Here is a 17102-nt window from a genome sequence, read left to right on the forward strand (position 1 = left end):
CCCGGGGGCGGGCCGGGGGGCGCGGGGGCCGGTACCCCCCCCGCGGGTGGGGGGGGGGGCCGGGCCCGGGGCTGGTGGGTGTTCCGGGGGGGGGGGGCCCGGGGGGGGCCCGGCCCCCGCGACCAGTGCCGTTCGAGAGGAGTGCAGCCGTGATCGCTGCGTTTTCGGTCACCCCGTTGGGCATCGGCGAGGACGTGGGGGAGGCGGTCGCCGCCGCCGTCCGCGTCGTGCGGGCGAGCGGGCTGCCCAACCGCACGGACGCGATGTTCACCAGCGTCGAGGGGGAGTGGGACGAGGTGATGCCGGTGATCAGGGCGGCGATCGAGGCGGTGAAGGCCTACAGCGGCCGGGTGAGCACGGTCATCAAGATCGACGACCGGGCCGGCGTCACCGACGGGCTCACCGCCAAGGTCGCGTCCGTCGAACGGCACCTCGCGGAGGGGGAGCGGTCCTAGCCCGGCCGGCACCTCGCGGAGAACGGTCAGGGCTGGCTCACCCGGGCGCGCTCCGCCGCCGGCTCCGTGGCGTGGTCGGCGGCCTGGGTCCGGCCCGGCAGCAGCCGGTCCAGGGCGTACGGGCCGGAGCCGATGGCGGCGATGGCGAGGAACGCCCAGCAGAACATGACGGACGGCTCGCCGCCGTTCTGCAGCGGGAGCAGCGCGTGCTGCTGGTGGACGGTGAAGTAGGCGTAGGCCATCGAGCCGGAGCAGAGCAGCGCGGCCCAGCGGGTGCCGAGGCCGACCGCGACGAGGAGGCCGCCGGCCAGCTGGATCAGGGCGGCCCACCAGCCCGGCCACTGGCCGAACGGGACGGTGCCGCCGCCCTTGGCGCCGCCGAGGACGCCGAACAGGGAGGCGGCGCCGTGGCAGGCGAAGAGCAGGCCGACGACGACCCGGAAGGCCGCCAGGGCGAGCGGGCGGGCGCTGTCGGTCACTGCGCGCGGGGTGGTGGGGAAGTGGACGGACATGGGGCAACGCCTCCTGGTGTGGGGGAGGAGGGGTGGTCGGCAAGGGTAGCTATGGTCTAGTCCACTTGACAATGGTCCGTCAGATTCCCCTCGGCTCTGGCGAATTCCGTCAAGTCGGCCGGCGTGCGGGCCGGCCGTCGATCGGCAGGAGAAGAGTCGGACGAGCCCCTTGCAAACTTCTATATTGACCGAGCGGTCCAGAAAGGTTTAGCGTTCCACCATGGCGCGAACGAAGGAATTCGACCCGGACGCGGCGCTGCAGGCGGCCCTGGAGCTGTTCTGGCGGCGCGGCTACGAGGCCACGTCCATGGCCGACCTGGTCGAGGGGCTCGGGATCGGCCGCGCGAGCCTGTACGCCACGTTCGGCAGCAAGCACGAGCTGTACCTGCGCGCGCTGGAGCGCTACGGCGAGCAGACCGACCCGGTGCTGCTCGCCGAGCTCTCCCGGCCCGGGCCGGTGCTGCCGGCGGTCCGCGCGGTGGTCCGTCGGTACGCGGCGGAATCCACCGGGAGCGAGCGGGAGCGCGGCTGCTTCGTCGTCAACACGGCGGTCGAACTGGCGCCGCACGACCCGTCGGCCGCGCGCCGGGTGGAGGCGAGCCTCGGCCACCTGGAGGCGCTGCTGACCGCCGCGCTCGTGCGCGCCGAGGCGCAGGGGGAGCTGTCCGAGGGGCGCGACCCCCGGGCGCTGGCGCGGACGCTCATGGTGCTGATGCAGGGCATGCGCGTGATGGGCAAGGTCGCGGACGGGCCGGCGCGCGTGCGGGACGCCGCCGAGCAGGCGCTCGTGCTGCTGGGCTGACCGAGGTCGCGGGGTGGCGGCCGCGCGGCCTTTTTGTGTCCTTATTCTGAACCGAACGGTCTACATAGGGGGAGTGGCCATGAGGGGGTTGTCCATGCCGGGCTCTCGGGCTCCGGCGAAGGCAACGGCAATGGCAGCGGCAATGGCAGCGGCAATGGCAACGGCGCGAACAGGCTTCGCGCTGCTCGGCGCCGTCCAGGTCGCGCTGATCTTCACGCTCATGCTCCTCACCGTCCCGCTGCCCTTGGTGGCGCGGCAGTTCGGGCTCGGCCCGTCCGGCGTGCTGGTGCTGAGCGCGGCCTACGGGCTCTCGTTCAGCTCGCTGCTCCTGCTCGGCGGGCGGCTCGCCGACCGGTACGGCGGGTGCCGCGTGTTACGGGCCGGGCTCGCCCTGTTCGGCGCGGCCTCCGCCGCCTGCGCCGTCGCGCCCGGCTTCGCCGCGCTGTTGGCGGGCCGGTTCGGCCAGGGTGCCGGTGCGGCGCTGGTCGCCCCGGCGGCGGTCGCGGTGGTCCGGGCGCTGCACCCGGGGGCCGCCGACTACCGCCGGGCGATGGCGACGTGGGGCGGGCTCTCGGTGCTCGGGGCGACCGCGGGGAGCCTGATCTCGGGCGTGGTCGCGGCGTGGGCGTCCTGGCGCTGGCCGTTCGCCGTGCCCGTGCTGGTCGCGGCCCTGGCCCTGGTGCGCTCCGGTGGCCTGCCGCCCGCCGAGCCCGGTCGTGGGCGCGGGCCGGGCCTGGACCTGCGGGGTGCCGTCCTCGCCACCGCCGGTGTGTGCGCGGCCAGTTACGGCCTGGTCGCGTCCACCGACCACGGCTGGGGCACTCCCGTCGTGCTCGCCCCGCTCGCCGCCGGACTCGTCCTGCTCCTCGCCTTCGCCGCCGCCGAACGGCGCGCCGTCGACCCACTGCTGCCGCCCGGCTTCCTGGCCGACCGCCGCCGCGCCACCGCGCTCGCCGCCGTCATGGTGACCGCCACCGGCACCGCGCTGACGTTCCTGTTGCTCGCCCTCTACCTCCAACAGGTCCGCGACTGGGACGTGTTGGCCACCTCGGCCGCCTTCCTCCCGTACGCGGCGGTGCTGGTGCTCGCCGGCCGCCTCGCCGCGCCGCTGACGGCCCGGTACGGCGCCGTCACGGTCACCGCGGGCGGCCTGGCCGTGGCGGCCACGGGCCTCGCCCTGCTGGCCGGCCTCGCACCCGGCAGCGGGTACGCCGTCGGGCTGCTGCCCGGCCTGCTCCTCCTGCCCGCCGGGGCCGGACCGGCCTTCGCCGGCGCGGCCGTCCTCGCCACCGGCGGGGTGCCGCCCGAGCGGACCGGCCTCGCCGCCGGACTGTTCAACACGGCGATGGAACTCGGCCCCACCGCCGGCGTCGCCGCCCTGATGGCGCTCGCCGCCACCCGGCCGACCGTCGTCGGCGGCTACGCGGCGGCCTTCGCGGCCGGCGCCGCCGCCCTGGCGCTCACCGGCGCCGCGGTCGCGACGCTGCCCCGCACCACCCGCACCACCCGCACCACCCGCACCACCCGCACCACCCGAACCACCCGCACTGCCACATCATCCGAAAGCACGATCCACATCAAGGAGTTCACGTCATGAGCAAGCGCTTCGCCGACCGCGCCGTCCTCGTCACCGGAGGCGGCACCGGCATCGGGCGCGCGGTCGCGCTCGCCTTCGCCCGGGAGGGCGCCCGGGTCGCCGTCGCGGGCCGCACCGGAGGCCCGCTCGCCGAGACCGTCGAGCTGATCGAGCGCGAGGGCGGCAAGGCCGTCGCGCTCACCGGCGACGTCACGGACGGCGCGGACGCGGCCCGGCTGGTCCGTGAGACCGTCGAGCACCTCGGCGCACTGGACGTCGCCGTCAACAACGCGGGCGTGTTCGGCGGCGCCGGCCCGGTCGCCGACATCGACGAGGCCGAGTGGGACCGCGTCATCGGCATCAACCTGACCGGCACCTTCCTCGCGATGAAGCACCAGATCGCCCACCTGCGCGCCAACGGCGGCGGCGCGATCGTCAACATCTCCTCCAACATCGGCGTGCACCAGCGCGTCGCCGGCCTCGGTGCCTATGCCGCCAGCAAGGCCGCCGTCACCGCGATCACCCGGGCCGCCGCCCGCGACCACATCGCGGACGGCGTGCGGATCAACCTGGTGAGCCCCGGCCCGGTGGAGACGACGATGTCCACCCGCCCCGGGGAGAGCGCCGCGGACAAGGCCGAGCGGATGAAGGACGCCGTCCCGCTGGGCCGGACGGGTTCGGTCGAGGAGGCCGCCGCCGCGGTCCTCTACCTCGCCTCGCCCGAGGCCGGGTACACCGTCGGCGCCGACCTCGTCCTCGACGGCGGCGTGACGGCCTGACGAGCGCACCACGGCCCAACGGTCCGGCCACGCCGAGCCGTTGGGCCGCAGCATTCTCAAAGCGCGTTCAACGCTTCCTCCGTACGGGCCCTGGCCGCGATGAGGTCGTCCTCGATCACGAGCACCAGTGCGTCCGGCCGGGCCTGACGAACGCCCAGGCGCCCTCCCGCCCCCGCAAGGTTTCGGCCATTCCGGCCCGCACGTCGACGATCCCGTCGTTCACGTGGGAACCGTACGCCGCACCACCGACGGCCCGAACGCTGCTCCGCGCACGACCGTCCGGATTTGACGCGAACGCGTAATCCCGTGGTCACCGGTTGATCACCGCAGGGTTCCCGGCGCGTCGCACGGGCAGGACACGGTTTCGGCCGGAACCGACATCACGAAAGGCGGACGCGCTCACCCATGCCGACCGCACCGCACCCCGCGCCCCACCCGCGGCGCAGCCGCCGCTGGGGCGAACACGGCCTCGCCTGGGCCTTCCTGCTGCCCTCGCTGGCCGTCTTCGTCCTGTTCATCGGCTACCCGCTGGGGCGGACCCTCTACCTGAGCGCCCACGCCAACGACCTGTTCGGCGCGCCCTCCCGCTACGTCGGGTTTCAGCACTACACCGACCTGCTGAGCTCCGCCGACTTCGGCCGCACACTGGTCACCACCGCCCTGTTCACGCTGCTCACCGTCGTGCCCGGGGTCCTCGGCGCGCTCGTGCTGGTGCTGCTCCTGGAGAACCGGATCCGCGGTGTGCGGCTGCTGCGGTCCGCGTTCGCGCTGCCGTTCGCCTTCTCGGTGGCCAGCGCGTCCGTGGTCTTCGCGGTGTTCTTCAACCCCGCGAGCGGGGTGATCAACGGTCTGCTCTCGCACGTCGGCCTCGGCCCGGTGGGCTGGCTCACCGACGACCGGTACGCGCTGGTGTCCGTCGCCGCCACGACCGTGTGGATGAACCTCGGCTACAACGTCCTGGTGCTCTCGGCCGGCGTCGGATCGATCCCCGGCGAGATCATGGAGGCGGCGCGGCTGGACGGCGCGACCGGCCTGCGGCTGGCCCGTTCGATCACCGTGCCGATGCTCGGCCCGCACCTGTTCTTCCTCACCGTGGTCTCCACCGTCCACTCGCTGCAGAGCTTCGGCCAGATCCACATCCTCACCAAGGGCGGTCCGGACGGCGCCACGCGCACGCTCGTCTACTCCGTGTACGAGAAGGCGTTCGCGTACGGCTCCAGCGACTTCGGCACCGCGAGCGCGCAGGCCGTCGTGCTGCTCCTGGTCGTCCTCGCCTGCACGGCCGTCCAGTTCGGCGTCCTGGAGCGGAAGGTGCACTACGCATGACCACTGTCGTCACGGAGGCCGCCGAGCCCCGTCGCCGCACGGGCGTCCTGGCCGGCCGGTCCCCGCGCGAGCTGCTCGCCCGCGCCGCCGTCTACCTGGTGCTCGCCGTCGCCGTCGTCACCGTGGCCTTCCCGGTGTACTACGCGGTGGCCGGCGCCTTCATGGGCCCGTCCGAACTCTCCTCGTACCCGCCGGCGCTGGTGCCCCACTCCGTCACCGGGCGGAACTTCTCCGGCGCCGTCGAGACCATCCCGCTGGCCCGCCAGTACGCCAACTCGGCGATCACGGCGACGGCCATCACCCTGGCCCAGCTGTTCACCTCGATCCTGGCCGCGTACGCCTTCGTCTTCCTGCCGATCCGGGCGCGGGCCGTGGTGTTCGGGGTGTTCCTGGCGACGCTGATGGTCCCCTGGGAGGCCATCATCATCCCCAACTACCTGACGCTGTCGGACTGGGGCCTCGGCAACACCTACTTCGGCCTGGTGCTGCCCTTCCTCGCCTCCGGCTTCGGCACGTTCATGCTGCGGCAGTCGTTCCGCCAGCTGCCCGCCGAGCTGCGCGACGCGGCCCGGATCGACGGCGCCGGCCACTGGCGCTTCCTGTGGAAGATCGTCGTCCCGCTCAACAAGCCGGCCCTGGCGGCGCTGTCGATCTACGTGTTCCTGTCCGCCTGGAACCAGTACTTCTGGCCGCTCATCATCACCCGCACGGCGAACATGCAGACGCTGCAGATCGGTCTGACCTCGCTGCGCGACTCCGAGATGTCCGACCCCGGCCTGATCCTCGCCGGCGTCGTCCTCTCGCTGCTGCCGACCCTCGCCCTGGTGGTCTTCGGCCAGCGGTTCATCGTCCGCGGCCTGACCGCGGGCGCCGTGCGCTGATCAGCTCGTCCGTCCCTCCCGCACCCCACAGAGAGAGAACCCCCGTGAAGAAGAGTGCACGCGCGCTCGCGGCCCTGCTGGTGGCCGGCCTGTCCCTGACCGCCTGCAGCTCCAGCGGCTCGACGTCGGGCTCCGGCGGCTCCGGTGACGCGGCGGCCCCCGGCGCCCAGGCCCTCGACCAGGCATCCGGCGTCACCACCGTCGAGTTCTGGCACTCGATGACCGGCAAGAACGCCGACGTGCTGAACGGCCTGGTGAGCCAGTTCAACGCGGCCCACCAGGGCAAGATCGAGGTCAAGGCGGAGTTCCAGGGCAAGTACGACGACCTGGTCGCCAAGTACAAGGCCGCGGTGCAGCAGAAGGGCACCCCCGCCGTCGTGCAGGTCTACGACATCGGGACCCGCTTCATGATCGACTCCAGGCAGACGGTCCCCGCCCAGGCCTTCGCGGACAAGGACGGCTACTCGCTCGCCGACCTGGACCCGAACATCCGCAACTACTACTCGGCCGGCGGCAAGCTCCAGAGCATGCCGTTCAACTCCTCGATGCCGCTGCTCTACCTGAACACCGACGCCTTCAAGGAGGCCGGCCTCGACCCGGCCAAGCCGCCGACGAACCTCGCCGAACTCGGCGACCTCGCGCAGAAGCTGACCAAGAAGGACGCGAGCGGCCAGACGGTGCGCTACGGCTTCGGCGCCGCCATCTACGGCTGGTTCGTCGAGCAGCTGCTGGCCGAGTCCGGCACGATGTACTGCGACCAGGACAACGGGCGCAGCAACAAGGCCGGCAAGGTCGTCTTCGACTCCGCCCAGGGCGCGCAGATCGTCCAGTGGTGGGCCGACCTGGTCAAGAACGGCTACGCGGCCAACACCGGGCGCAACACCGACGACGCCCAGGCCGCGTTCAAGGCCGGCACCGTCGCGATGCACCTGGAGTCCACCGGCGTCCTGAGCGGCTACACCCAGGCGGCCAAGTTCACCGTGGGCACCGCCGCCTTCCCGAAGGTCGCCGCGGGCGACCAGGGCGGCCCGGTGATCGGCGGCGCCTCGCTGTGGATCAGCGGTCCCGGCCACTCGGACGCCGAGAAGCGCGCGTCCTGGGAGTTCGAGAAGTTCCTGACGTCGCCGGAGCAGCAGGCCGCCTGGCACAGCGGCACCGGCTACTTCCCGGTGAACACCAAGTCCCTGGACGACCCCAAGGACAAGGAGTGGGTGGCCAAGTACCCGCAGTTCCAGACCGCCATCGACCAGCTGAAGGCCACCAAGCCGACCCCGGCCACGGCCGGCTGCCTGCTGGGTGTGATGCCGCAGGCGCGCAAGGGCGTGGAGACGGCCATCGAGCAGACGATCAAGGGCTCGAAAACGGCGCAGCAGGCGCTCGCCGACGCGGCCAAGGAGCTGCAGCCGGCGATCGACAGCTACAACAGCTCGGTCGGCTGACGCCCTCCGTCGACCCGAAGGCGACGCCCGCCCGGTGCACCTGCGCCCGGGCGGGCGTCCGCGTTCACGCCGACAGCGCCTCGCCGTCCTCCGGCAGGGCGCAGGCCGCGGCGATCTCGTCGAGCGAGAGGTCGAGCGCGTAGGCGAGCGCGGCGATCGTGAAGAACGACGGCGTCGGCGCCCGGCCGGTCTCGATCTTGCGCAGCGTCTCCGCCGAGATCCCCGCCGACGCGGCCACCTCGACCATGCTGCGCGTGCCGCGCGCCTCGCGCAGCAACGCCCCGAAGCGCTCGCCGCGCTCGCGCTCCCACGGGGTCAGCGGAGTCCTCACCATGCTGCCGATCCTAAGCCTTCCCGGGCGGAGAGGTGTCCCTTTCCCGCCCTCGACCGTGATACAAATACCGGTATAAGAATTGGATTCCGAGAGGACGCCCCACCCCCATGGTCGAGATCAAGTCCGACGCCGCCCTCGCCGCGATGCGCGAAGCCGGCCGCGTCGTCGCCAATGCCCACGCCGCCATGCAGGCCGAAGCGGCGGTCGGGGTGAGCCTGCTGGAGCTGGACGAGATCGCGCGAGGAGTGCTGCGGGCGGCCGGGGCCACCTCGCCGTTCCTCGGGTACCGGCCCTCCTTCGCGTCCGTCCCGTTCCCGGCCGTCATCTGCGCCTCGGTGAACGACGCCGTCGTCCACGGGATCCCCGACGGCTACCGGCTGCGCGACGGCGACCTCGTCAGCATCGACTGCGGCGCTCTCCTCGACGGCTGGGCGGGCGACGCGGCCGTCAGCTTCACCGTCGGCACCGCCCGGCCCGAGGACACCGCGCTGATCGACACCACCCGCCGCGCCCTGGAGGCCGGGATCGCCGCCGCCGTCGCGGGCAACCGCACCGGCGACATCGGGCACGCCGTCGGCACCGTCGCCCGGAGCGCCCGCTACGGCCTGCTGGACGGCTACGGCGGCCACGGCATCGGACGCCGCATGCACGAGGACCCGCACGTGCCCAACGAGGGCCGCCCAGGCCGGGGCTACCCGCTGCGCCCGGGCCTGGTGCTGGCCATCGAGCCCATGCTCATCGCCGGCGGCCGGGACGACTACGCCACCGACCCCGACGGCTGGACGCTCCGCACCACGGACGGCGCCCGCGCCGCCCACATCGAACACACCGTCGCCATCACCGAGGACGGCCCGCGGATCCTCACCCTCCCGTAGGGCGACATGTCCGTCCGCTGAACGTCCGCCGTCGAACCGCCGGACGCCGGCGAGCCCGCCCCCGGTGCCCGGTAGTCTCGGCGGCGTGACCAAAGGCGTGATGTTCGACTTCTCCGGGACGCTCTTCCGCGTCGTCTCCACCGCCCGGTGGCTCGACGCCCACACGGCCGCCGCCGGCCCGGCGCTGACCGACCGGGAGCGGGCCGAACTGGTCGCCCGCCTGGAGGAGTTCGGCGCCCTGCCGGGCGGCGTGGCGCCCCGGCGGATCCCGGCGGACGTCCAGGAGGCCTGGGACGTCCGGGACTTGAGCGCCGAGCTGCACCGGAGCGCGTACACCGCGCTGGCCCGCGCCGCCGAGCCGCCCGCCGGGCTCGACGTCGACACCCTCTACGACACGCACATGGCCCCGGCCAGCTGGCAGCCCTACCCCGACGCCGAACCGACGCTGCGCGAGCTGCGCCGCCGCGGCGTCCCGGTGGCCGTGGTCAGCAACATCGGCTGGGACCTGCGCCCGGTCTTCCGCGCGCACGGCCTGGACGAGCTCGTCGACGTCTACGTCCTGTCCGTCGAGGTCGGCGCGCAGAAGCCGGACCCGGTCATCTTCGAAGCGGCCTGCGCACGGCTCGGCCTCGCGCCGGCCGACGTCCTGATGGTCGGCGACGACCGCACCTGCGACGGCGGCGCGACGGCCCTCGGCTGCGCGTTCCACCCCGTCGACCACCTGCCGGTCGACCGCCGCCCGGCCGCCCTCGCCCCGCTCCTCGACCTCCTCCCGTGAGCCCCTGGTGACCGACACCACACGGCAGCCCCGCCGGCCCCCGGAGTAGCGTGCCGACCATGACCGATCACGACTTCACGACGCGGGTGACGGTCCGCGGGTACGAGACCGACACCCAGGGCCACCTCAACCAGTCCGTCTACCTCCAGTACGCCGAACACGCCCGCTGGGAGTACCTCCGGGCCGCCGGCATCCGCCAGGCCGAGCTGGTCGCCAAGGGCGTCGGCCCGGTGGTGCTGGAGACGACCGTCAGGTACCTGCGCGAGCTGCGCGCCGGCGACACCGTCGACGTGAGCTGCGCGTTCGTGTGGCGCGACGGCAAGACCTTCCAGGTGGTGCAGCGCATCACCCGCACCGACGGCGTCGTCGCGGCCGAGGTCACCGGTGTCGGCGGCATCCTCGACCTGACGGAGCGCCGGCTGGTCGCCGACCCCCGCGAGGCGCTGCGCGCCGCCGCCTCCGACCCGGCGCTGCTGGGCCTGTAGAGCCCCTACGCGTGCCGGTGCCGACCGCCGCGCGCCGCCGCCCCCGGGTGGTCGGCCGCGGCGATCAGCGCGGCCAGCGCGGTGGTCACCGGCACGGAGGCGACGAGCCCGATGCTGCCGACGAGGGTCCGCGCGATCTCCTCGGCGACCAGCTCGCTCGTCGCCACGTCGATCACGTTGCGGTGCGCGATCGAGAACAGCAGGAGCAGCGGCAGCGCCGCGCCCGCGTACGCGAGCACCAGGGTGTTGACGGTGGACGCGATGTGGTCGCGGCCGATCCGCATGCCCGTCCGGTAGAGCTTGCGCACACCCATGCCGGGGTCGGCCGCGTGCAGCTCCCAGATCGCCGAGGTCTGGGTGACCGTCACGTCGAAGAGCACGCCGAGCGAGCCGATGACGAACCCGGCCAGCAGCAGGCCGCGGATCTGGATGCCCGGGTACAGGTCGTGGACCAGCCCGGTCTCCTCCGACGTGTTGCCGGTCAGGTGCGCCCAGGAGGCGAACACCAGGCTCAGCACGCCGATCAGGACGAGCGAGACGAGCGTGCCGAGCACCGCGACCGACGTCCGGGCGGACAGCCCGTGGCACAGGTAGAGCGCGATCAGCATGATCGCGCTCGCCCCGACGATGGCCACCAGCAGCGGGTCCGAGCCGCGCAGGACGGCCGGCAGGATGAACAGCGACAGCACCGCGAAGCTGATCGCGAGCGCGACCAGCGCGGCCAGCCCGCGCCACCGCCCGACGGCGACCACGGCCACCGCGAAGACGCCCGCGAGCACCCCCATCGGCAGGTTCCGGTCGACGTCGACCACGCTGTACTGGAGGTCCGGCGGAGCGTCCGGCGCGTACGTGAGGACGACCTCCTCGCCCACGTCGTACTGCCGCGGCTCGCCCGGGTGCACGACGACGGCGAAGGTGCGGCCCTTGTCCGGACCGGTGGTCACCTCGACGGTGTCCTGCCGGCAGGTGCCCTGGTCGGCCGGGTTGACGGCGCTGCACGGCAGTTCCTGCACCCTGGTCACCCGGCCGTGCTGGACCTGCTGGTCGAACCCGACCCCGGTGCGCGGGTGCGACGGCACGCCGCCGGGCCACAGCACCACGAGCCCGGCCAGGACGGCCAGCGCGAACGGGATGAGCACGGCGGCGATGATCCGGCGCAGGCGGGCGGAGACGGGCGCCGCCGGTCCGTGGGAGTGCCCGTGCCCGTGCGCCGCGGCCCCGGCCCCGCCGTGCCCGTGCTCCTTGCCGTGCCCGTCCTGGTGACCTTCCTGCCCGTCGTCGTGCTCGTGCGTCCCCTCGTCCACCTCACGCCTCCTCAGCGGTCGCGCGGCTGCCAAGGTCCGCCGCAGCCCCCCGAAATCATCGGCGCCGGACCGGCCGGACCACCGCAGTGACCAACCCGTGGGCGTGCCGCAGCGGCCGGGCGGGGGATTACCCTACCGGGGACCGGCCGGTTGGCCGGATGGGGTCAAGTGGCGTTCCGGCGAAGAATTCTGACCATGCCGAACACGAAGTCGAACCTCAAGCGGGCCGCCGCCGTCGCCGCGGTGGCCGCGCTCTCCCTCACCGCCCTGCCCGCCGCGGCCGCAGCCGCCGACCGTCCGGGCCAGGGCCTCGCCTGGACCTCCTGCGAGGGCACCGTCGACCCCCGCCAGCAGTGCGCCACCGTCACCGTCCCGCTGGACTACGCCGATCCGCACGGCGAGCAGATCACGATCGCCGTCTCCCGGATCCGCGCCGCCAAGCCGGACGAGCGCCACGGCGTGCTGCTCACCATCCCCGGCGGACCCGGCGGCTCCGGCCTGAACCTCCCGACGAGCGCGGCCCGGCACCTGCCGCAGTCCGTCCTCGACCGCTTCGACCTGGTCGGCTTCGACCCGCGCGGCGTCGGCCGCTCGACGCCGGTCGGCTGCGGCCTGGACACGCCCGACCTCGCGATGGTCAAGCTGCGCCCCTGGCCCGCCGCCGACGGTTCGATCGACGAGAACCTCGCCACCGCCCGCCGGGTCGCCGAGACCTGCGCCCGCAACGGCGGCCCGGTGCTGCGCAGCATCTCCACCCGCAACGAGGCCCGCGATATCGACCGCGTCCGCCAGGCCCTCGGCGAGCGCCGGCTCTCCGCGTGGGGCACGTCGTACGGCACGTACGCGGGCGCCGTCTACGCCACGATGTTCCCCGGGCGCACCGACCGGGTCGTCCTCGACAGCAACGACGACCCGGACCCGTCCCGCGTCGAGCGCGGCTGGCTCGCCAACTTCGGCCCCGGCGCGGAGGACCGGTTCCCCGACTTCGCCAAGTGGGCTTCGGCGCCCGGGAACCCGGACCGCGTCGCGGACAGCCCCGAGGAGGTCCGCCCGCTCTTCCTCGACCTCGCCGCCCGCCTGGACCGCACGCCGCTGCCCTGGCCCGGCGCCAACCCGGCCGAGCTGAACGGCAACGTGCTGCGCGAGACGATGCTGCAGAGCCTCTACGCGGACGCCGAGTTCCCCGACCTCGCCCGGCTGATGCTGGCCGGTCTCGGCCGCCGCCCGCTGCCGGCCCCGGTCACGCCGCCCGAGCAGGCCGTCCAGAACACCATCGCCGTCTCGGTCGGCACCCTGTGCAACGACGTCGCGTGGCCCACCGACCCCGCGGCGTACGCCCGGGACACCGCCGCCGAGCGCGCCGCCCGCCCGCTCACCGCCGGCATGCCCGTCAACGTCATGCCGTGCGCGTTCTGGCCGTTCAAGCCCGCCGAGCCGCCGACCCGCGTCACCTCCCGCGGCCCGGCGAACGTGCTCCTCGCCCAGAACCTCCGCGACCCCGCCACCCCCCACCAGGGTGCCCTGAAGCTCCGTGAGGCGTTCGGCCCGCGGGCCCGCATGGTGTCGATCGACTCGGGCGGCCACGACGCGTACGCCGCCAACGGCAACGCCTGCGGCGACGCGGCCGTCACCGCGTTCCTGCTCACCGGGCGGCTCCCCGCCGAGGACGTGACCTGCCCGGCCGGATGACGCGCACATGATCCACACGTGCCAAACCGGGCGGGGGCCGACAAACCGTGAGTGATCGCCCCGGCCTCCGCCCGGACGTGTGACCGATCGTCTCGAATGAGTCGAACCTGTCGCGGTTTTGTGACAAAGCTTGGCCAACACCCGCTCCTCAGCGGCTTTTCGTGGCCGTAGTGTTCCAGCTATGTCACGGAAGAGCCGCATACCTGCCCCGGACCCCGGCGACACGTGGGTGCCACGACCCCGGCGCCGGGAAACCCCGCTCGGGCTGGTCGGGCACACGGCCACGTTCCTCGGCAGCAGTGTGCTCGGTGGCGTCCTGCTCGCGGGGATCGTGCTCCCCGGGGCCGGCGCGATCGGGCTGGGTGCGAAGAACGGTGCGGAAAGCTTCGAGAGCATCCCCGACGACTTCAAGACGCCTCCACTGACGCAGGCGACGCAGATCTTCGACGCCAAGGGCGGCCTGATCGCCAAGGTCTACGAGCGGGACCGCACGGTCATCCCGGCCGAGCAGATGTCACCGCTGATCAGACATGCCCAGGTGGACATCGAGGACGCCCGCTTCTACGAGCACGGCGCCGTCGACCTCAAGGGCATCCTGCGGGCCATCACCAAGAACGCGGAGAGCGGCGCGACCGTCCAGGGCGCCTCCACGCTCACCCAGCAGTACGTGAAGAACGTCAACGTCGAGAAGGCCGGCGACGACCCGGTCGCGGTCGCCGAGGCCCAGCGCAAGACGCTCGGCCGCAAGATCCAGGAACTCAAGTACGCCATCAAGCTGGAGGAGGACCTGACCAAGGACCAGATCCTCACCAACTACCTGAACATCACCTTCTACGGGCACCAGGCGTACGGCATCGAGGCCGCCTCCCAGCGCTACTTCGCCAAGGACGCCAAGGACCTCACCCTCCCCGAGGCGGCCATGCTCGCCGGGCTGGTGCAGAACCCGTCCCAGTACGACCCCAAGCTCCACCCGGTGGCCGCGCAGAAGCGCCGGGACACCGTCATCGACAAGATGGTGGAGAACAAGCACATCACCGCCGATCAGGCCCGGGAGGCCAAGGCCGCGCCGCTCGGCCTCAACTACCGCGACCCGCAGAACGGCTGCATCACCGCCAGGGCGGGCATGGGCTTCTTCTGCGACTACGTGCGCCACGTCGTCAAGCAGGACCCGGCGTTCGGCAAGAGCGCCGCCGACCGCAAGAAGCTGTGGGACCAGGGCGGCCTCAATATCTTCACCACCATGGACCCGGAGAAGCAGGCCGCCGCCCAGAAGGCCGTCTCCGACCTGGTGTACGTGACCGACCCGGTCTCGGCGGCGATGACGATGGTCGAACCCGGCACCGGCGACATCCTCGCGATGGCCCAGACCCGCCCGTACGGCCTCGCGAAGGAGAAGAACGAGACCGTCGTCAACTACAACGTCGACGCGGTGATGGGCGGCGGCATCGGCTTCCAGCCCGGCTCCAACTTCAAGCCCATCGTGGCCGCCGCCGCCCTGGAGGCGGGGCTGCCGCCCACCCAGTCCTACTCGGCGCCGAACCGGATGGACTGGCCGACGATGTCGACCTGCAACGGCACGTGGAAGAACCTGAGCAAGGGCAAGAAGGAAGGCACCATCCCGAACGAGAGCGCGAGCGAGGTCGGCCCCTACGAGCTCAAGGAGGCCATGGCCAAGTCGGTCAACACCTACTTCGTGCAGATGGAGCAGGAGATCGGCCTCTGCGCCGTCAAGCAGATGGCCAACAAGCTGGGCGTGACGGCCAAGGCCAGCGGCGAGGCGCTCCAGGAGGTGCCCGCGATCGGCCTCGGCACGCAGGAGGTCAGCCCGCTGACCATGGCCAACGTGTACGCGACCTTCGCCGCCCGCGGGAGGTACTGCGCGCCGGCCGCGATCACCCGGATCTCGACGGTCGACGGCAAGGACGTCCCCGTGCCCCCCGCCAAGTGCGACCAGGTGATGTCCCAGAACACCGCGGACGTCGTCAACACCGTGCTCCTCGGCGTGACCGAGAAGGGCACCGGCAAGGACCTCGGCCTCGACGACGGCCGCCAGATCGCCGGCAAGACCGGCACCACCGACGAGAAGAAGTCGGCCTGGTTCACCGGCTACACCGGCAACCTGGCCGGCTCGGTGTGGCTGGGCAGCCCGGGCACCAAGGTGCCGATGAAGAACATCCGGATCGGCGGCCACTACCAGGAGGAGGTCTTCGGCGCGACCGGCCCCGGGCCGATCTGGCGGCAGGCGATGAGCGACGCGGTGAAGTCCATGCCGGAGGACGACTTCACGACCGTCTACATCCCGGACCCGCCGCCCAAGCGCGACCCGGCCGGCCCGAGCGGTAGCCCGTCCGCCTCCGGCAGCCCCGGCGGCACGACCCAGGGCCCCGGACGCCCGCACGGCACGCCCACACCCGACCACTCCGACGACGGCTGAGCCGGGCGGACGGCGGACGGCAGATGGCGGACGACGGACGGAGGGCCCCGCAGGAACGCTCCTGCGGGGCCCTCCGTCCGTTCGCCTACCGCGCCTCCACCGGATCGCCGGTGTCCGGGTCGAGGGTGAACACCCGCTGGTAGGCGTCCGTCACGATGGTGATCCGGTCCCGGCCCGTCCAACTCGCCTGCACCAGCCGCCCGTCGCCCGGCGCGCCGCCGACGTCGGCCAGCGTCCAGCGGCGGGCGTCCCAGCCGCTGCCGGATTCCAGCAGCACCTGCCAGTGCTCGCCCGGCTCCGGCCCCGTCCCGTACGAGCGGTGCACCACGACGAGCGCCCGCTCGGCCCCTGCCGGGGCGCTCTCGCGGCTGCGCGTCTCCGCCGCCGACACCTTGTGCACGGCGACCGCGCCGAGCAGGAACACCACCCCGGCGGTGACCGTGACCGCCCGGGTGGCCGACCGCACGGCACTGCGCCGGTCGGCCAGCCACGCGGCGCCGATCATCGCGGCCAGCGCCGCGCCGAGCAGCGCCTCGGGCCGGTTCAGCAGGTCGGCGACCTGCATCCGGCCGCCGGAGCGGCTCTCCCACTGCCCCACGGTGTAGAGCAGGACGGCCGCCAGCCCGGCGCCCGCGAGCGCCCGCACCAGTGTGCGCCGCATCCGCGGCGTGACTCGTCCGCGCATCCCCCGTCGTCCCCCCGGTCGTCGGTGCGAGGGCTCCCGGAGGGGGAGCCTCGGTGTCGTTGCCCGTCTTCGGTTGCCCGTCTTTGGTGGCCCGCTGCCGTCAGAGCTCGGCGAGCAGTGCCCGGCCCGCCGGCCAGTCTCCCAGTCCGGCCGCCGAGTTGAGGTGCCCGTGGGCCCCGGCCTCGACGAACCGGGCACCCCACGCCCCGGCGAACTCCCGCGCCCGATCGGTCGTCACCCACGGGTCGTCGGTGCTGGCGACCACCACCGCGGGGAACGGGAACGGTGCCAGCACCACCGGGCGGAAGCCCGCCAGCACCGGGACGTCGGCGTTGTCGATGTCGGCGGGCGCGACCAGCAGCGCACCCCGCACGGCGGCCGTCCGCTCCGCGGCGGCACCGGCCACCCAGCGCGCCGCCGTGATGCAGCCGAGGCTGTGCGCGACGAGCACCACGGGCCCCCGCGCCGCGGCCTCCGCGACCGCGGCGTCCACCCGGGCCACCCAGTCCCCGGCCTCCGGCCGGTCCCAGTCGGCCTGCTGGACCCGCCGGAACGCCTCCGGCTCGGCCTCCTCCCACCGGGTCTGCCAGTGCTCGGGCCCCGAGTTCTCGTAGCCCGCCAGGACGAGGTAGGTGGTGCGGTCCGACATGTGACTCCTTGGAACGTGGTTCGTGCGGTGAGGAGTCTAGGACGCCTAGGGCCCGGCGCGCACGGCCCTTTCGGGGCGCGCGAGAACCGTCACGCGCCG

17 protein-coding genes are annotated in these 17102 nt (G+C 73.2%); 12 read left to right on the forward strand and 5 right to left on the reverse strand.

Features of this window, described 5'->3' with window-relative positions; all coding sequences use genetic code 11:
• Positions 1-149: 149 nt before the first annotated feature.
• Complete coding sequence (locus ACFVSN_RS13970; protein WP_380436267.1) at positions 150-455, forward strand: MTH1187 family thiamine-binding protein; 306 nt, start codon at positions 150-152, stop codon at positions 453-455.
• Positions 456-481: 26 nt separating this feature from the next.
• Here the strand turns inward: ACFVSN_RS13970 and ACFVSN_RS13975 are convergent, their stop codons facing one another.
• Positions 482-967, reverse strand: a complete 486-nt coding sequence (locus ACFVSN_RS13975; RefSeq protein WP_387955195.1) for a DoxX family protein — start codon at positions 965-967, stop codon at positions 482-484.
• 220 nt (positions 968-1187) lie between these two features.
• On the opposite strand from ACFVSN_RS13975, the gene ACFVSN_RS13980 reads away from it, so the two are divergent.
• From ACFVSN_RS13980 to ACFVSN_RS14005, 6 genes are all read left to right on the forward strand, one after another.
• Positions 1188-1769, forward strand: coding sequence for a TetR/AcrR family transcriptional regulator (locus tag ACFVSN_RS13980; RefSeq protein ID WP_380436271.1), 582 nt, complete (start codon positions 1188-1190; stop codon positions 1767-1769).
• 154 nt (positions 1770-1923) lie between these two features.
• Positions 1924-3366: an MFS transporter gene (locus ACFVSN_RS13985; protein ID WP_387955197.1), complete on the forward strand. Its 1443-nt coding sequence runs from the start codon at positions 1924-1926 to the stop codon at positions 3364-3366.
• Positions 3363-4124, forward strand: a complete 762-nt coding sequence (locus tag ACFVSN_RS13990; RefSeq protein ID WP_380500523.1) for an SDR family NAD(P)-dependent oxidoreductase — start codon at positions 3363-3365, stop codon at positions 4122-4124. Before ACFVSN_RS13985 ends, ACFVSN_RS13990 begins: the two co-directional genes overlap by 4 nt.
• A 405-nt stretch (positions 4125-4529) precedes the next feature.
• Positions 4530-5450, forward strand: coding sequence for a carbohydrate ABC transporter permease (locus ACFVSN_RS13995; protein WP_380436279.1), 921 nt, complete (start codon positions 4530-4532; stop codon positions 5448-5450).
• Complete coding sequence (locus ACFVSN_RS14000) at positions 5447-6331, forward strand: carbohydrate ABC transporter permease (RefSeq protein ID WP_380436281.1); 885 nt, start codon at positions 5447-5449, stop codon at positions 6329-6331. The genes ACFVSN_RS13995 and ACFVSN_RS14000 overlap by 4 nt, the downstream gene beginning before the upstream one ends.
• A gap of 44 nt (positions 6332-6375) precedes the next feature.
• Positions 6376-7770 carry an ABC transporter substrate-binding protein gene (locus ACFVSN_RS14005; RefSeq protein WP_380436283.1) on the forward strand — a complete coding sequence of 465 codons (1395 nt, stop codon included), beginning with the start codon at positions 6376-6378 and terminating at the stop codon, positions 7768-7770.
• 64 nt (positions 7771-7834) lie between these two features.
• Here ACFVSN_RS14005 and ACFVSN_RS14010 read toward each other — a convergent pair whose 3' ends face one another.
• Positions 7835-8104, reverse strand: coding sequence for a helix-turn-helix domain-containing protein (locus ACFVSN_RS14010; protein WP_380500526.1), 270 nt, complete (start codon positions 8102-8104; stop codon positions 7835-7837).
• Between the two features lie 107 nt (positions 8105-8211).
• Between ACFVSN_RS14010 and map the strand changes: the two genes are divergently transcribed.
• The 3 genes from map to ACFVSN_RS14025 all read left to right on the forward strand — a co-directional run bounded on the left by map (position 8212) and on the right by ACFVSN_RS14025 (position 10242).
• On the forward strand, positions 8212-8979 hold the full coding sequence (gene map, locus ACFVSN_RS14015; RefSeq protein ID WP_380436285.1) for a type I methionyl aminopeptidase: 768 nt from the start codon (positions 8212-8214) through the stop codon (positions 8977-8979).
• Positions 8980-9064: 85 nt separating this feature from the next.
• Positions 9065-9757 (forward strand): HAD-IA family hydrolase, encoded by a 693-nt coding sequence (locus tag ACFVSN_RS14020; RefSeq protein WP_380500527.1) that lies wholly within the window; start codon positions 9065-9067, stop codon positions 9755-9757.
• A 59-nt stretch (positions 9758-9816) separates the two neighbouring features.
• Entirely contained in the window at positions 9817-10242 is a 426-nt protein-coding gene (locus ACFVSN_RS14025; protein WP_380436289.1) for an acyl-CoA thioesterase, read from the forward strand.
• Positions 10243-10247: 5 nt separating this feature from the next.
• On the opposite strand, the gene ACFVSN_RS14030 is transcribed toward ACFVSN_RS14025, so the two are convergent.
• On the reverse strand, positions 10248-11546 hold the full coding sequence (locus tag ACFVSN_RS14030) for a YibE/F family protein (protein ID WP_387955200.1): 1299 nt from the start codon (positions 11544-11546) through the stop codon (positions 10248-10250).
• A 195-nt stretch (positions 11547-11741) separates the two neighbouring features.
• On the opposite strand from ACFVSN_RS14030, the gene ACFVSN_RS14035 reads away from it, so the two are divergent.
• Together ACFVSN_RS14035 and ACFVSN_RS14040 are read left to right on the forward strand one after the other, a co-directional pair.
• Complete coding sequence (locus tag ACFVSN_RS14035) at positions 11742-13235, forward strand: alpha/beta hydrolase (protein ID WP_387955202.1); 1494 nt, start codon at positions 11742-11744, stop codon at positions 13233-13235.
• A gap of 181 nt (positions 13236-13416) precedes the next feature.
• Positions 13417-15669 (forward strand): transglycosylase domain-containing protein, encoded by a 2253-nt coding sequence (locus tag ACFVSN_RS14040; RefSeq protein WP_380436295.1) that lies wholly within the window; start codon positions 13417-13419, stop codon positions 15667-15669.
• An 85-nt stretch (positions 15670-15754) separates the two neighbouring features.
• On the opposite strand, the gene ACFVSN_RS14045 is transcribed toward ACFVSN_RS14040, so the two are convergent.
• Together ACFVSN_RS14045 and ACFVSN_RS14050 are read right to left on the reverse strand one after the other, a co-directional pair.
• The gene (locus ACFVSN_RS14045) at positions 15755-16330 is read right to left on the reverse strand and encodes a hypothetical protein (RefSeq protein WP_387955204.1); all 576 of its coding nucleotides are present in this window, start codon (positions 16328-16330) and stop codon (positions 15755-15757) included.
• Positions 16331-16454: 124 nt separating this feature from the next.
• Complete coding sequence (locus ACFVSN_RS14050; protein ID WP_387955206.1) at positions 16455-17003, reverse strand: RBBP9/YdeN family alpha/beta hydrolase; 549 nt, start codon at positions 17001-17003, stop codon at positions 16455-16457.
• Positions 17004-17102: the final 99 nt, after the last annotated feature.

The sequence above is a fragment of the Kitasatospora sp. NPDC057904 genome, assembly GCF_042887925.1.
Lineage (GTDB): Bacteria > Actinomycetota > Actinomycetes > Streptomycetales > Streptomycetaceae > Kitasatospora.

What these genes read in the sequence shown, in the direction of transcription:
- ACFVSN_RS13975 (WP_387955195.1), bottom strand. Translation starts at nt 967, where the DNA reads ATGTCCGTCCACTTCCCCACCACCCCGCGCGCAGTGACCGACAGCGCC.
- ACFVSN_RS13980 (WP_380436271.1), top strand. Translation starts at nt 1,188, where the DNA reads ATGGCGCGAACGAAGGAATTCGACCCGGACGCGGCGCTGCAGGCGGCC.
- ACFVSN_RS13985 (WP_387955197.1), top strand. Translation starts at nt 1,924, where the DNA reads ATGGCAACGGCGCGAACAGGCTTCGCGCTGCTCGGCGCCGTCCAGGTC.
- ACFVSN_RS13990 (WP_380500523.1), top strand. Translation starts at nt 3,363, where the DNA reads ATGAGCAAGCGCTTCGCCGACCGCGCCGTCCTCGTCACCGGAGGCGGC.
- ACFVSN_RS13995 (WP_380436279.1), top strand. Translation starts at nt 4,530, where the DNA reads ATGCCGACCGCACCGCACCCCGCGCCCCACCCGCGGCGCAGCCGCCGC.
- ACFVSN_RS14000 (WP_380436281.1), top strand. Translation starts at nt 5,447, where the DNA reads ATGACCACTGTCGTCACGGAGGCCGCCGAGCCCCGTCGCCGCACGGGC.
- ACFVSN_RS14010 (WP_380500526.1), bottom strand. Translation starts at nt 8,104, where the DNA reads ATGGTGAGGACTCCGCTGACCCCGTGGGAGCGCGAGCGCGGCGAGCGC.
- map (WP_380436285.1), top strand. Translation starts at nt 8,212, where the DNA reads ATGGTCGAGATCAAGTCCGACGCCGCCCTCGCCGCGATGCGCGAAGCC.
- ACFVSN_RS14025 (WP_380436289.1), top strand. Translation starts at nt 9,817, where the DNA reads ATGACCGATCACGACTTCACGACGCGGGTGACGGTCCGCGGGTACGAG.
- ACFVSN_RS14035 (WP_387955202.1), top strand. Translation starts at nt 11,742, where the DNA reads ATGCCGAACACGAAGTCGAACCTCAAGCGGGCCGCCGCCGTCGCCGCG.
- ACFVSN_RS14040 (WP_380436295.1), top strand. Translation starts at nt 13,417, where the DNA reads ATGTCACGGAAGAGCCGCATACCTGCCCCGGACCCCGGCGACACGTGG.
- ACFVSN_RS14045 (WP_387955204.1), bottom strand. Translation starts at nt 16,330, where the DNA reads ATGCGGCGCACACTGGTGCGGGCGCTCGCGGGCGCCGGGCTGGCGGCC.
- ACFVSN_RS14050 (WP_387955206.1), bottom strand. Translation starts at nt 17,003, where the DNA reads ATGTCGGACCGCACCACCTACCTCGTCCTGGCGGGCTACGAGAACTCG.